Annotated in this window: 9 protein-coding genes; 4 read left to right on the forward strand and 5 right to left on the reverse strand. The window is 75.6% G+C overall.

From position 1 onward, the window contains the following. Positions 1–42 precede the first annotated feature (42 nt). The 3 genes from ACI79P_RS21385 to ACI79P_RS21395 form a co-directional block, all read right to left on the reverse strand. Positions 43–1,107, reverse strand: coding sequence for a tripartite tricarboxylate transporter substrate-binding protein (locus ACI79P_RS21385; protein ID WP_456583074.1), 1,065 nt, complete (start codon positions 1,105–1,107; stop codon positions 43–45). Between the two features lie 133 nt (positions 1,108–1,240). Continuing rightward, entirely contained in the window at positions 1,241–1,909 is a 669-nt protein-coding gene (locus tag ACI79P_RS21390) for a response regulator (protein ID WP_456583075.1), read from the reverse strand. Next, entirely contained in the window at positions 1,906–3,540 is a 1,635-nt protein-coding gene (locus ACI79P_RS21395) for a sensor histidine kinase (protein ID WP_456583076.1), read from the reverse strand. Before ACI79P_RS21395 ends, ACI79P_RS21390 begins: the two co-directional genes overlap by 4 nt. A 172-nt stretch (positions 3,541–3,712) precedes the next feature. Between ACI79P_RS21395 and ACI79P_RS21400 the strand changes: the two genes are divergently transcribed. Further along, entirely contained in the window at positions 3,713–4,888 is a 1,176-nt protein-coding gene (locus tag ACI79P_RS21400) for a mandelate racemase/muconate lactonizing enzyme family protein (RefSeq protein ID WP_456583077.1), read from the forward strand. A gap of 19 nt (positions 4,889–4,907) precedes the next feature. On the opposite strand, the gene ACI79P_RS21405 is transcribed toward ACI79P_RS21400, so the two are convergent. Beyond that, positions 4,908–5,111 (reverse strand): hypothetical protein, encoded by a 204-nt coding sequence (locus tag ACI79P_RS21405; RefSeq protein ID WP_456583078.1) that lies wholly within the window; start codon positions 5,109–5,111, stop codon positions 4,908–4,910. Positions 5,112–5,393: 282 nt separating this feature from the next. Between ACI79P_RS21405 and hrpB the strand changes: the two genes are divergently transcribed. Both hrpB and malQ read left to right on the forward strand, forming a co-directional pair. After that, positions 5,394–7,895, forward strand: coding sequence for an ATP-dependent helicase HrpB (gene hrpB, locus ACI79P_RS21410; RefSeq protein ID WP_456583079.1), 2,502 nt, complete (start codon positions 5,394–5,396; stop codon positions 7,893–7,895). Positions 7,896–7,932: 37 nt separating this feature from the next. Next, a complete protein-coding gene (gene malQ / locus ACI79P_RS21415; RefSeq protein WP_456583080.1) occupies positions 7,933–9,762 on the forward strand; it encodes a 4-alpha-glucanotransferase in 1,830 nt (609 codons plus the stop codon). 153 nt (positions 9,763–9,915) lie between these two features. On the opposite strand, the gene ACI79P_RS21420 is transcribed toward malQ, so the two are convergent. After that, a complete protein-coding gene (locus tag ACI79P_RS21420) occupies positions 9,916–12,543 on the reverse strand; it encodes an ExeM/NucH family extracellular endonuclease (RefSeq protein WP_456583081.1) in 2,628 nt (875 codons plus the stop codon). 198 nt (positions 12,544–12,741) lie between these two features. On the opposite strand from ACI79P_RS21420, the gene ACI79P_RS21425 reads away from it, so the two are divergent. Further along, entirely contained in the window at positions 12,742–14,529 is a 1,788-nt protein-coding gene (locus tag ACI79P_RS21425; protein WP_456583082.1) for a bifunctional metallophosphatase/5'-nucleotidase, read from the forward strand. Positions 14,530–14,661: the final 132 nt, after the last annotated feature.

The following is a 14,661-nucleotide window of genomic DNA, read 5'->3' on the forward strand; positions in this document are numbered from 1 at the left end:
CGGGCCGTCCGGTGCGGACGGCCCGCCCCGTCGCTACGGGGATCAGTCCGCGGCGACCCCGGCCTCCTCGATGATCGGCTGCCACAGGTCGATCTGGCTGGAGAGCTGCTCGGTGTGGCCCTCGGGGGTCGCCTCGTCCGGCGTCGCGGGCGCGGATCCGAGGTCGGCCAGCTGGTCGATCACGTTCTGGTCCTCGAGCGCCGCCTGCAGCGCCTCGTTCAGGGTCTGCACGACCTCGTCGGGGGTGCCGGCCGGGACGTACAGCCCGTGCCACACGCCGACCTGCAGCTCGGGCAGGCCGGCCTCCTCGGTGGTCGGCAGGTCGGGCAGGCTCTCCACCCGCTCCGGCGTCGTCACCGCGTAGGCCTTGATCTCCCCGGCCTGGATCTGGCCGGTGGTGTTGGTGGTCTGGTCGCACATGAGGTCGACCTGGCCGCCGACGAGGTCGGTGAGGGCGGGGCCGGTGCCCTCGTAGGCGACCTCGGTGAGCTCGACGCCGAGGGCCTCCTGCAGGAGCAGCCCGCACAGCTGCGAGGCCGCGCCGACCCCGGCGTTGGCGAGCGTGACGTTGCCGGCGTTCTCCTCCAGGTAGGTGATCAGCTCCTCCATCGTCTGGGGCTCGAAGTCCGGGCGGGCGACGATCGTCATCGGCACCGTCGTGACCAGCCCGACGGTCTCGAAGTCCTCCAGCGGCGCGTACGGCAGGTCGGAGTACAACGACGGCGCGGTCGACATGCCGATGTGGTGCATCAGCACCGTGTAGCCGTCGGGGTTGGCCGCGGCGACCTCGCCGGCCGCGATGGTGCCGCCGGCGCCCTCCACGTTCTGGACGACGATCGGCACGCCGAGCTCCTGGCTCATCGGCTCGGCGATGAGGCGGGTCACCGTGTCGGTCGGGCCGCCGGCCGAGAAGGGGACGACGAAGGTGATGTCCTCCTCCGGGAAGCCCGCGGCGGCCTCCTCGCCGCCGCCCCCTGCGCCTCCGGCCCCGCCGCACGCGGCGAGGAGGAGGGAGGCGGCGGCCAGGCCGGCCAGCCGTGGGACCCGGCCGCGGACGGGTCGGGCCGAGCGCGACTGCGGGGAGTCGTCGAGGTGGTGCAGGGACATGGCGGGGACCCTTCGAGATCGCGGACCGGCTCCGAACGCGTCGACCTTGCACCCTCGTGTGTGACCTGGGCGACATTCCGTGCATTTCGTACACGGGCCGACCGCCCCTGTACACACCCGGCGGCCCGGGGTCTCACCGCCAGCGGTACTCCGTCTCGGGCCGCCCCGCGCCCCCGTAGCGGGGACTGCGGGTGGCCAGCCCCGTCTCGGCGAGGAACTCGAGGTACCGGCGGGCGGTGATCCGCGAGGTCCCGGTCGCGGCCGCGGCCTCGGCGGCCGACAGCCCACCGGCGGCGCGGAGCGCGGTCACCACGTTGTCCAGGGTCTGGGGGTGCATGCCCTTCGGCAGGGACGCCTGCCGCTGGGGCCGGGGACCCTCCAGCGCCCGGTCGACGTCCTCCTGTCCCGCCGCGGCGCCGTCCGCGGGCAGCCGGTCGCGGTACTCGGCGTACGCCTGCAGCCGGTCGCGCAGCGCCGCGTAGGTGAAGGGCTTGAGCAGGTAGCCGACCACCCCGTGCGCCGCGGCGGCGCGGACGGTGCTCAGCTCCCGGGCCGAGGTCACGGCCAGGACGTCGACGTCGAGGCGGGCGGCCCGGATCCGCCGGCACAGCTCGAGGCCGTGCGTGTCGGGCAGGTTCATGTCCAGGAGCACCAGCTCCACCGGCACGCGTGCCAGCGCGTCCAGGGCGACGGCGCCGGTGCCGGCGACCGCGGCGGTGGCGAAGCCCGTGGTGCGGTCGACGTAGGTGCGGTGCGCCTCGGCGGCGACCGGCTCGTCCTCCACCACCAGGACCCGGATCACGGGGCGTTCTCCACGGCCGTGCGGACGGGCAGCGACACCGCGAACTGCGCACCGGGCCCCGGCCGCACGGTGACCGACCCGCCGTTGCGGCGGACCGCCTGGGCGACGAGCGCGAGGCCGAGCCCCCGCCCGGGCCCGCCGGCGGGCAGGTCGCCGGCGTCCTTGGTGGTCCACCCCCGCTCGAACACCCGGGGGGCCTGCTGCTCCGTGAGGCCCGGGCCGCTGTCCTCCACGCGGATCTCGAGGCGGTCGGAGTCGACCCAGGCCGCGAACTGGACCTCCCGCGGCGGGGCGCCCGCGAGGGCGGCGTCGATGGCGTTGTCGAGCAGGTTGCCGACGATCGTCACGAGCTCGCCGCTGGGGATGCCGGTCGCGGACACGGCGGTGCCCGGGTCGATCTCCAGCCGCACCCCCCGCTCGTGCGCCGTCGCGGACTTGCCCAGCAGCAGGGCGGCGAGCACCGGCTCCTCGACGGCGTCGACCACCCGGTCGGTCAGCCGCTGGGCCGACGCGAGCTCGGCGGTGGCGAACTCCACGGCGTCCTGCCCCCGGCCCAGCTCGATCAGGGACACCGTCGTGTGCAGCCGGTTGCCCGCCTCGTGGGCCTGCGCCCGCAGGGATTCGGCGAAGGCGCGCACGCTGTCCAGCTCGCCGGTGAGGGCCTGGAGCTCGGTGTGGTCGCGGAGGGTCACCACGGCTCCGCCGGAGTGCCCCGACGCGCGCGCCGGCACCTGGTTGACCACCAGCACCCGGCCCCCGCTCACGTGCACCTCGTCGACCGTCTGCTGCTGCCCGCACAGCGTCCGCGTGAGGTCGGCGGAGAGCCCCAGCTCGCCGACGTGCCGCCCGCTGGGCTCGGCGTCGAGGGACAGCAGGCGGCGCGCCTCGTCGTTGACCAGCTGGACCCGCCGGTTCCCGTCCACGACCAGCAGCCCCTCGCGCACGGAGTGCAGGACGGCCTGGTAGTAGTCCAGCATCCGCGCGAGCGCCGGCGCCCCGAGCCCCCGCGTCTGCCGCCGGACCCGCCGGCTGATCAACCAACCGCCCGTGCTCCCCACGGCGAGGGTGACCAGCCCCGCGCCGACGATGCCGGGCATCGACCGGGCGAGGTCCGCCCCGATCGCGTCGAGCGTGATCCCCGCGGAGACGAGGGCGACGACCTCCCCGTCCCGGTCGACGATCGGGCCCGTGGCGCGCACCGACGGCCCCAGGGTGCCCGTGTAGGTCTCGGTGAACGTGCGGCCCGCCAGGGCGGGCTCGATGGTCCCGATGAACGAGCGGCCGATCTCCGCGGGATCGGGGTGGGTGAAGCGCGTCCGGTCGGGGGCGAACACGGTGATGAAGGAGGTGCCGGTGTCCCTCCGCACCGCCTCGACGTACGGCTGCAGCACCTCGGTCGGCCGGGGACCGGTCACCGCCTCGACGACCAGGGGCGAGTTGGCCAGCGCCGCCACGATCGCCCGGGCCTGCACCTCGGCGTCGTCCTCCCCCGTCCGGTGGGCGTTGACGTAGGCGACGGCCGTCGCGGTGAGGACGATGACGGCGACGACCAGGCCCTGCAGGAGGAGCAGCTGGCGCGCCAGGCTGGTCGGTCTGGAGGGGCGTCGCAGCGGGAGGTCGGGCCGGCGCACGCGGTCAGTGTGCCCCGCACCACAGCCGATGCGGCGCGGAGGTCGTCGCGCCCGGATTACGAAATGAACGAATGCCACCCCGTCGTCCCACCAGGGGCCATCGTGGGTGCCACCGTCAAGGCACCGTCGGCGGCCCCCCGCCGACGGTCCCTCCGGCAGAGAGGTCGGGTCCGTGCGCATCGTCGACATCCGCGAGAAGACCGTCCCCATCGAGGCGGACATGTCCAACGCGTTCATCAACTTCTCGAAGATGACCGTCAGCGTCCTGGCGCTCGTCACCGACGAGATCCGCGACGGGGAGCCGGTCATCGGCTACGGCTTCAACTCCAACGGGCGGTACGCCCAGGGCGGCCTGTTGCGGGAGCGGATCATCCCGCGGGTCCGGGAGGCCGCCCCCGAGAGCCTGGTGGGCGAGCACGGCGACCTGGACCCGGAGCTCATCTGGCGCGCGGCGATGACGAACGAGAAGCCCGGCGGCCACGGCGACCGGGGCGTCGCCATGGGGGTGCTGGACATGGCGTCGTGGGACCTCGCGGCGAAGCTGGCCGGCCTCCCGCTCAACCGGCTGCTCAGCGAGCGGGCCCGTGACCCGCGCACCCCGGCGACCCCCGCGGAGCGGGTCTGGGTCTACGCGGCGGGCGGCTACTACTACCCCGGGCGCGGCATCGAGGCCCTGCAGGCGGAGATGCTCTCCTACGTCGACATGGGCTACCGCACGGTCAAGATGAAGATCGGCGGCGCCCCGCTGGAGGACGACGTGCGCCGCATCGAGGCCGTCCTGGAGGTGCTGCCCGACGGCTGCGACCTGGCGGTGGACGCCAACGGGCGGTTCGACCTGGACCGGGCGCTGGCCTACGCCGACGCCCTGAGCGCCTACCCGTTGCGGTGGTACGAGGAGGCCGGCGACCCGCTGGACTTCGAGGACCTCCGCCGGCTCGCCGAGCGGTACCCCGGACCGCTGGCGACCGGCGAGAACCTGATGTCGTTCCAGGAGGCGCGCAACCTGATCCGCTACGGCGGGCTGCGTCCCGACCGCGACATCCTCCAGATGGACCCGGCGCTGAGCTACGGGCTGACCGAGTTCCGCCGGATCGTGGCGATGCTCTTCGACTCCGGCTGGAACCCCGACCGCTGCGTGCCGCACGGCGGGCACCAGTTCAACCTGTCCATCGCCTCGGCGTTCCACCTGCACGGCTGCGAGTCCTATCCGGGCATCTTCGAGCCCTTCGGCGGGTTCGCCGACGACCACCCGGTCGAGGACGGCCACGTGCGGCTCCCGGACGCACCCGGCATCGGGCTGGAGCGGAAGTCTTCGCTCGCCCCCGTCCTGCGGGACCTCGTGGCCTGACCCCGCCGCGCGTACCGACTCAGCCGGCCGCGCCGCCCGCGTCGGGGACCCAGTCCGGGGCGAAGCCACCCAGCTGCGGGTGGTACATCTCGTCCCCGGAGTGCTGCGTGAACTCGACCTTGAGCAGGCGCTCCTCCAGTCCGCAGACCCGGGCGCACACCTCGACGATCCGGCGGGCGAGCACCTCCCGCGTCGCCGCCGCCGGCCGGCGCGGACGTCGCACATGACGAGCCCCGCCGGCTCGGGGTCTCCCGTGCCGCACCGCCACACCCCGCCGGGCCCGAGGTCGTGGACGGAGACGGTGACGAACTCCGGCCGGACGGCCATCACCTCGGCGTAGACCGCCCCGAGCTCCCTGGCCAGCGACCTCTTGCCGGCGAGGTCCATGCGGAGCGGGAGGTCGAGCTGCAGCGAGGGCACGGCCTCGCCATGCCCCGTCGGTGGCCCGGGCACGCCCGCGCGGTGGTGGCGGAGCCACCCTGCCGCGCACGCCAGACTGGGGCCCGTGCTGCCACCGCCCGGGACGCCCGGGACCGACCTGCCGGTCCGCGCGGCGCTGCCCGCGCTCGCGGACGCGCTCTCGGTCGGGGGCGGCGCCGTGCTGGTGGCCCCGCCCGGGACCGGGAAGACCACGCTCGTCCCGCTCGCGCTGGCCGGCTCCCTCCCGGGCCGCGTCGTCGTGGCCGAGCCGCGCCGGGTGGCCGCCCGGGCCGCCGCCCGCCGGATGGCCGCGCTGCTGGGCGAGCGCGTCGGCGGACGGGTGGGCTACAGCGTCCGGGGGGACAGCCGGCGCAGCGCCGCCACCCGGGTCGAGGTGGTCACCACCGGCCTGCTCGTCCGCCGCCTGCAGGCCGATCCCGAGCTGTCCGGCGTGGCCGCGGTCGTCCTGGACGAGTGCCACGAGCGGCACCTGGACACCGACCTGGCGCTCGCCTTCTGCCTCGACGTCCGGGACGCGCTGCGCCCGGAGATGCAGCTGCTCGCCATGTCGGCGACGGCCCAGGCCGACCGGCTGACCGCCCTGCTCGGTGGGCAGGGTGCACCCGCCCCCGTGGTGGAGGCGACCGGGGCGCTGCACGACGTCGACGTCGTCTGGGCGCCCCCGAACACGCCGGTCGACCCGCCGCACGGCCTGCGGGTCGACCCCCGGCTGCTCGGCCACGTCGCCGCCACGGTCCGCCGGGCCCTGGCCGAGCGCGGCGGCGACGTCCTCGTCTTCCTGCCGGGCGCCGGCGAGATCGGCGCGGTGGCCGGGCGGCTGAGCGGGCTCGATGCCGACGTCCTCCCCCTGCACGGCCGGCTGGCCGCGCCCGCCCAGGACGCCGCGCTGCGGGCCGGGCCCCGGCGCCGCGTCGTCCTGGCCACGGCGCTCGCGGAGAGCAGCCTGACCGTGCCCGGCGTCCGCGTCGTCGTCGACGCCGGCCTCGCCCGGGCGCCGCGGGCCGACCTGGCGCGTGGCCTCGGGTCGCTGGTCACCGTGCGGGCCTCGCGGGCGGCGGTGACCCAGCGGGCCGGCCGCGCCGGGCGGGAAGGGCCGGGCGCGGTCTACCGCTGCTGGACGCCGGCCGAGCACGACCGGCTGCCCGCCCACGACGAGCCGGAGGTGGCCGTCTCGGACCTGACCGCGTTCGCGCTGGAGCTGGCCTGCTGGGGCGCGCCGGAGGGTCGGGGCCTCGCCCTGCTCGACGCTCCCCCGGCGGCCGCCCTGCTCGTCGCCGGCCGGACGCTGCGCACCCTCGGGGCGGTCGACGGCGACGGGCGGGCGACCGCCCGCGGGCGCGCGCTCACCGCCGTCGGGGTGCACCCCCGGCTGGCCCGCGCGCTCCTCGACGGCGCTCCGCTGGTGGGGCGGCGGCGGGCCGCCGAGGTGGTCGCGCTGCTCTCCGCCGACCTCTCGCTCCGCAGCGACGACCTCCTCGCGGGCTGGCGGGAGCTGCGCGCCGGCACCGACCGGGGGGCCACCGCCCGCTGGCGGGACGAGGTCGCCCGCCTCGAGCGCGCGGTGGACGACCTCCCTCCGCCCCGCCTGCCCGACGACACCCTGCCCCTCGACACTATGGCCGGCCTCGTCGTCGGCCTCGCCCACCCCGAGCGGCTGGCCCGGCGGCGCGCCGGCAGCACCACCTACCTCATGGCCGCCGGCACGGGCGCCGAACTGGCGGCCGGCACGGCGCTCTCCGGAGCACCGTGGCTGGCGATCGCCGTCGCCGACCGGTCCCCCGGGCGCCGCGACGCCCGGGTGCGATCCGCGGTGGCCATCGACGAGGCGACCGCGCTGGACGCCGGCGGCCCGCTGCACACCGACGGCGACGAGGTGGCCTGGCGCGACGGCGACGTGCGCAGCGCGCGGGTCGAGCGGCTGGGCGCGATCGTGCTGGCCGAGCGCCCGGCGCGCGATCCCGGGCCCGCCGCCCTGGCCGGTGCGGTCGCCGAGGGCCTGCGCCGGGAGGGCCTCGGGCTGCTGTCGTGGACGACGGCGGCCCGCCGGCTGCGCGACCGCCTGGCCGCGGCGCACGCCGGGATCGGGGAGCCGTGGCCGGCAGTGGACGACGAGGCCCTGCTCGCCGCGATCGACGTCTCCGGCGCCCGCAACCGCGCCGACCTCGCCCGCATCGACGTCGCCGCGGCCCTGCGCGCGCTGGTGCCCTGGCAGGTGGCCGGCGATCTGGAAGCCGTCGTCCCCGACTCGGTGACGGTCCCGACCGGGTCGCGGATCCGGATCGACTACACCGATCCCGCCGTCCCCACCCTCTCCGTGCGCGTGCAGGAGGTGTTCGGCTGGGGGCAGGCCCCGCTGGTGGCGGGGCGACCGCTGCGGCTGCAGCTGCTCTCCCCCGCCCAGCGGGTCGTCGCCACCACGACCGACCTCGCCGGCTTCTGGACCACCGGCTACCCCGCCGTCCGCAGCGAGCTCCGGGGTCGCTATCCCCGCCATCCGTGGCCGGAGGACCCGGCGACCGCGGCTGCCACAAAGCGAGCGACGTCACGCGCCCGGCCCGGCAGCTGAGGCTGCGGGCTTCCTCCACCCCGGCGAGGATCGCGGGGTGACGACGAAGCCGACGACCGACGGATGGGGCATCGATGCCAGCTGGCTGGACGCGCTGGACGAGGAGCACCGGGTAGCCCGGGAGACGATCGAGACGCTGCGCGCCGTCATCGGTGAGCCGCCGGCCGACCTGGAGGACCGAGCGCCCATCGTCGCCCGCCCCGGCGACGCCCTGGAGGTGGACGAGGCCGACGTCGTCTGCGAGGACGGCGAGGTGCGGCACGTCGACGGCGAGCTGCCCCCGGACTTCCCGCTCGGCTACCACTGGCTGCAGTCCCCCGAGGGGCCCCGCCGGCGGCTGATCGTCTCCCCGGGGCGGTGCTGGCTGCCCGAGGAGCGGGCCTGGGGGTGGGCGGTGCAGCTGTACGCCACCCGCGGTCGGGAGAGCTGGGGCATCGGCGACCTGGGCGACCTGCGGACGCTGCGGCAGATGGCCGCCGAGCAGGGGGCCGGGTTCCTGCTGATCAACCCCCTGCACGCGGTCGCCCCCCTCGCCACGCAGGAGGCGAGCCCCTACCTGCCGGCCACCCGCCGCTTCCGCAACCCGCTGTACCTGCGGGTCGACGAGGTCCCCGGCGCCGACGGCGTCGACCTCGAGGCCGACGCCGGGCGGGCGCTGTCCGAGGGCCCGCTCATCGACCGCGACGCCGTCTGGGCCCGCAAGCGCGAGGTGCTCATGCGGATCTTCTTCGCCCACGGCGGCGGCGAGGCGTTCACCCGCTGGCGGGAGGAACAGGGCCGGACGCTGCAGGACTGGGCCACCTGGGCGGCGATCACCGAGGAGCACGGGGCCGACTGGCACACCTGGCCGCAGGAGCTGCGCCGCCCCGACTCCCCCGCCGTCGCCGCCTACGCCGAGCGGCACGGGGCCGTGGTCGGGTTCCACGCCTGGCTGCAGTGGGCGCTGGAGCTGCAGCTGACCTCGGCCGCCGCCGGCATGACCGTGATCCAGGACCTGCCGATCGGCTTCGCCGGCGGCGGCGCCGACGCCTGGACGTGGCAGGAGGTGCTGGCCGACGGCGTCAGCGTCGGCGCGCCACCGGACGCGTTCAACTCCGCCGGGCAGGACTGGGGCTCCCCGCCGCTCATCCCGTGGCGGCTGCGCGACGCCGACTACGAGCCCTTCGTCCAGTCCATCCGGGCCACGATGGCCGGCGCGGGGGGCTTGCGGATCGACCACGTCATGGGGCTCTTCCGGCTGTGGTGGGTCCCCGCCGGCGGCAGCGCCGCCGACGGTGCCTACGTCCGCTATCCGGCCGAGGACCTGCTGAACATCGTCGCGCTGGAGAGCCACCGCGCGCAGGCGCTGGTCGTCGGCGAGGACCTGGGCACGGTCGAGGACGGCGTCCGCGAGGCCATGGCCGAGCACGGCGTGCTCTCCTACCGGCTGCTCTGGTTCGAGGACGAGGAGCCCGCGGCGTGGCCGGCGGAGGCGATGGCGGCGATCACCACGCACGACCTGCCGACGGTGGCGGGACTGTGGACCGAGGCCGACGTCGACGAGCAGCGGGAGCACGGCACCGGCACCGACGAGGAGCTCGAGCGCGGTCGCAGCTCGCTGCTGGCGCACCTGCCGGGGCTCTCCGACGACGCCACGGTCGAGCAGGCGGTCGAGCAGGCGCACGCCCTGCTGGCCACGGCGCCGTCGCTGCTGCTGTCGGCGACGCTGGACGACGCGGTCGGCGAGCAGCGCCGGCCGAACATGCCCGGGGCGGACGACCGGCCCAACTGGTCCCTGCCGCTGCCCGTGGCGGTCGAGGACCTGCCGGGTCACCCTCTGCTGCAGACGGTGGCGCGCACCCTGGCCGAGGGGGTCCGGAAGGGCTGACACGGCACCGGGGGGGGGGGGGGGGGGGGGGGGGGGGGGGGGGGGGGGGGGGGGGGGGGGGGGGGGTGGGGGGGGTGGGGGGTGGGGGGGGGGGGGGGGGGGGGGGGGGGCCGCCCCCCCCCCCCCCCGGCGCGCGTCAGGGGCGGGAGCGGATCAGGACTCCGCGCCGTCCTGCTCCTCGGTGCCCTGGCCGCGGCCCTGCTCGAGGACGTCGGTGCCCGGCCCGCCGACGAGCACGTCGCTGCCGCTCCCGCCGTCCAGCCGGTCGTCGCCGAAGCCGCCGGAGAGGACGTCGTCGCCGTTCTCACCGGCGATCCGGTCGTCGCCGGCGCCACCGCAGACGACGTCGTCACCGTTGCCACCGCGGATCTCGTCGTCCCCACCGAGACCCATGACCACGTCCCGGCCGTTCGTGCCGCTGAGCACGTCCCTGCCGTCCGTCCCCCGGATGGTCGGCAGCAGGCCCTGGCAGCGCTCCTCCAGGTCGATGCCGAGCACCAGCGGGTCGTGGTCGCTGGAGCGGTACGGGTCCGGCGCGTACAGCGCCGGGTCGCCGGAGTACTGGTAGGCGAAGGACTCGACGGCGTTGATGTTCCAGTGCGTGACGTCGGTGACCTTCGCCGTCAGCTCCGCCGTGGCCAGCGCGTGGTCCAGCGAGCCGGACATGTCGTCGAACACGTAGCTGTAGGAGCCCTCGTCGAAGCGCAGGCCGAGGTCGGTCCAGCCGGCGTCCTCGAGGAGCTGGATCGGGTCCTCCTGCGTGTAGGCGTTGAGGTCGCCCATCAGCAGCACGTCCTGGTCGCCGGTGGACTCCCGCAGCTCCGCGGCGAACTCCGCGAGCGACGCCGCCTGCCGGACGCGGTCGCCGTTCCACGCGCCCTGGCCGTCACCGGTGTCCACGTTGTCGCCGGTCGGCCGGCCCGGGCTCTTGGACTTGAAGTGGTTGGCCACGACGGTGAACGCGTCGCCGTCCTTCACGAACGTCTGGGCGATCGGCTCGCGGGCGTTGTCCCAGACTCCCTCGTCCACCAGGCCGGCCGGGTCGCCGACCGGGAGCACGACGTCGTCCTGGTAGATGATCGCGTTGCGGATGACGTCGCGGTCGACGCCGTAGAGCTCCTCCGGCAGCGGGACGAAGTCCCACTTGTCGTAGCCGGGGGCCTCGTTCAGCCGGCTCACGAGGTCGGCCAGCGCCGTGTCCGCGTCGCCGGGGCTGTAGCCGCTGGCGTCGGTGTCCTCGATCTCCATCAGCGTCACCACGTCGGCGTCGAGCGCCTCGATGGCCGGCACGATCTTCCCGGCCTGCTTCTCGAGCTCCGCCGGGGACTCCGCGCCCCGGCCGACGGACTGGTCGAAGGTCAGGAAGTAGTTGAGCACGTTGAACGCGGCGACCTGCACGTCCCCACCGACCTCCTCGGGTGCGGCCGGCCGGGTGTTCTGCGGCGCGAAGACGCCCTCGGCGGTGCCGTCGGCGGGCTGCAGCCGCCACTGGCTGAAGCCGTACCCGAGGACGAGGGGCTCGGTGAAGGTCAGCTCGTCACCGACGCGGACCGGGGTCTCCGGCGACAGGTACGGGCGGGTGGTGACGCTGACCCGCGCGCTCACGCCGTCGTCCAGCACGACCCGGCGCAGCGCGTTCTCCGCCGCGACCGCCTCGGCCTCGGCGGTGCCGGGACGGGCGAGCTCGGTGGGCTGCACCAGCAGCCCGCCCTCGGAGAGGGTCAGCTCGCCGAAGCTCGTGAGGTCGAAGACCTCGCTGACGGTGAGGGTGTCGACCGGGGCGACGAGCATGCCCTCGAGCCGCTCGCGCTCCTCGTCCCCGGCGGGGAGGTCCAGCGGGGCTGCCTCGGGCAGGTCGTCCGCCGTGCCCTCGGCGCAGACCGCGGCGTCCTGGGACCCGGCGATCTGGGTCTGGCCGAAGCGCTCCCCCGCCTCGCCGGTGACGGCGACGGTGTCGCCGAGGTCGACGGCGACGTCGCTGGACACGAAGATGCCGTCGGAGGTCGCGGCGTCGCCGTCGCCGTCGGCGTCCTGCAGGTGGAAGCCGCCGAAGCCCGCCAGGTCGCCGACGACGACGCCGCGGACGGTGACCTGCTGCCCGGCGAGCGAGGTCCCCGCGCCCGGCCCCTGGACGGCGCCGATCTCGTGCGTCACCGGGGTCTCGCAGACGTCGACGGCGGGCGGCGGCGGCTCGACCGGATCGGGCGCCGGGTTCACCTCGCCCTTGGTGCTCGACGCCGGGCCGGACCAGACGAGCGCGTCAGAGACGGGGTCGTAGGCGCGGGACAGCGACTGCCCCTCGGGCTCCGTGCCGGCCTCGCTCACGCCGATCCCGGTGCTGGTCAGACCGGCAGCCGGGCCACCGGTGGCCGTGAGGGTCCCCTCGTAGGACAGGAACTCGAGCACCTCGTCGCCGCGGACCAGCGCGACGCCGTCCGGTGCGCCGTTCTGCAGGCCCGGGGCATCGACGGCCACGACGGCGGGGGCGTCAGCGGGGGCGGTCACGTCCCCGAGGCCGACGGTCCCGTAGGAGGCGCCGTTGCTGCCGTTGTAGAGGACGACGGACAGCCCCGCGGACGTGGTGCCGGCGGGCAGGTGCACCTCGACGAACTCGCCGGTGTCGGTGCCGGCGTTGTCGTAGTGGAGCTCGGAGACGAACGGGGTGGTCGGCGGCGCCGCCTGGGCGAAGGCGGGCAGGCCCACCACCGCCACGGAGGCGGCGAGGGTGCCGAGGGCGGTACGGCGCGCGAGGACGCGCGGACTGCCGATGCGTACGAGCACGGGGGTCCTTCCGGACGGAGGGTGAGACGCCGTGACCGTAAGCCGACCGAGTGACACCCGCGACTACGCAAGGTGACATCTGAGTGACACGCCGCGCGGACTGTGTTCCTTGTCACAGTTTCCCGGGATGGCTACTCCGTGTTCACGCTTCGGTGTGACGCTCCCCCGGCAAGCTCCCCCCACCAACCCCGGAGCGTCATGTCTCTGAAGCACTTCCGCCGCGGCACCGTCGTGGCCACCGTGGCCGCGGCCAGCCTGGCCGGCGGCACCCTGACGGGGACCGCCGTCGCCGCGCCCGCCCAGGAACCCCGCCCCGACTTCACCCTCACGCTGCTGCACGCCAACGACCTCGAGTCCGCGCTGCTGCCGATCACCACCGAGGACGGCGGCACCTACGGCGGGGCCGACCGCTTCGTCGAGCTCATCCGCCAGCAGCAGATCCTCGCCCTGACCGGCCCGCGGACCGCGGACATGGCCAAGAAGCGCGGCGTCGTCACGGTCTCGGCCGGCGACAACTTCCTCCCCGGCCCCCAGCTGGCCGCCAGCGAGGACTCCGGGCGCCCCATCTACGACGCCACCGTGTTCAACGCCGCCCGCTTCGACGTGTCAATCCCGGGCAACCACGACTTCGACCTCGGCCCGGACTTCTTCGCCGAGTGGATCGGCGACATCCGCCCGCAGACGACGATCGTGTCGAGCAACCTCGGCTTCGAGGAGGAGCCGGCCCTGCTGGCCCGCCTGGCCGACGGCACCATCGTCACCTCCCACGTCGTCCAGGAGCGCGGGGAGAAGATCGGCTTCATCGGGCTCACGACGCCCGACCTCGCCCGGCTCACCAGCTCCCGCGACGTGGCGATCGACCCCGACCTCGCCGGGATCGCCAACACCCAGGCCGCGGCGTTCGCGGCCGCAGGCGTCGACAAGGTGGTGCTGGTCTCCCACCTGCAGGACATCGACAACGAGGTGGCCCTCGCCGCCGAGCTCAGCGGCGTCGACGTCATCATCGGCGGCGGCGGGCACGAGCTGCTCACCGACGAGGGCGACCCGCGGGTGCCCGACGAGACGGACGTCTACGGCTCCTACCCGCTGACCCCGACCGACGCCGACGGCGAGGTCGTCCCCGTCGTCACGACGGCGGCGCTCTACAGCTACGTGGGCCGCCTCGTCGTGTCCTTCGACGCGGCCGGCGAGCTCCTGACGGTGCACGACGACGTCTCGCGCGCCATCCCGGTCGCGGCCCAGGGTCCCGACGCCGTCGCGCCGAACCAGGCGGTGAACCGGCGGGTCGTCCAGCCGGTGCAGGAGTACGTCGCGGACCTCGCCGAGCAGGTCGTGGCTACCTCGGCGGTCGACCTCAACGGCGTCCGCGACGACGTCCGGAGCCAGGAGACCAACCTCGGCAACCTCGCCACCGACGCCCTGCTGGCCGCCGGCCAGCGCGAGGCGGCCGCCCTCGGGGTGACCGCACCGGTCGTGGCGCTGCAGAACGGCGGCGGCATCCGCAACAACGCGGTGATCCCGTCCGGTGACATCACCGCGCTGGACACCTACTCGATCCTGCCGTTCTCCAACTTCGTCGGCGTCGCCCCGGCCATGCCGGTCGAGACGTTCGTCGCCGGCGTCGAGCGCGGCCTGTCGGGCCTGCCCGGGGCGGCCGGCCAGTTCGCCCAGGCCGCCGGCTACCGGGTCACCTACGACGTGACCCAGCCGGCCGGGTCCCGGGTCGTCGACCTGGTCCTGGACGACGGCACGGTCCTGGTGGAGGACGGCGCGCCGACCGGTGCGCTGGAGACCATCTCCGTCGCCACGATCGACTTCCTGCTCCGCGGCGGCGACGGGTACCCCTTCGACGGGGTCGGGTTCACCGTCCTGCCGGTGACCTACCAGGAGGCCCTCGAGACCTACCTGGTCGAGGACCTCGGCGGCGTCATCAGCGCCGCCGACTACCCCGTCGGCGGCGAGGGGCGCATCACGCCCGCCGCCTGACGCAGCACCCCGGACGGGGGGGGGGGGGGGGGGGGGGGGGGGGGGGGGGGGGGGGGGGGGGGGGGGGGGGGGGGGGGGGGGGGGGGGGGGGGGGGGGGGGGGGGGGGGGGGGGGGGGGGGGGGGGGGGGGGG

The sequence above is a fragment of the Blastococcus sp. SYSU DS0510 genome (genome assembly GCF_054050835.1).

Coding starts and splice junctions, on each gene's coding strand:
- ACI79P_RS21385 (WP_456583074.1), bottom strand. CDS start 1,107: ATGTCCCTGCACCACCTCGACGACTCCCCGCAGTCGCGCTCGGCCCGA.
- ACI79P_RS21425 (WP_456583082.1), top strand. CDS start 12,742: ATGTCTCTGAAGCACTTCCGCCGCGGCACCGTCGTGGCCACCGTGGCC.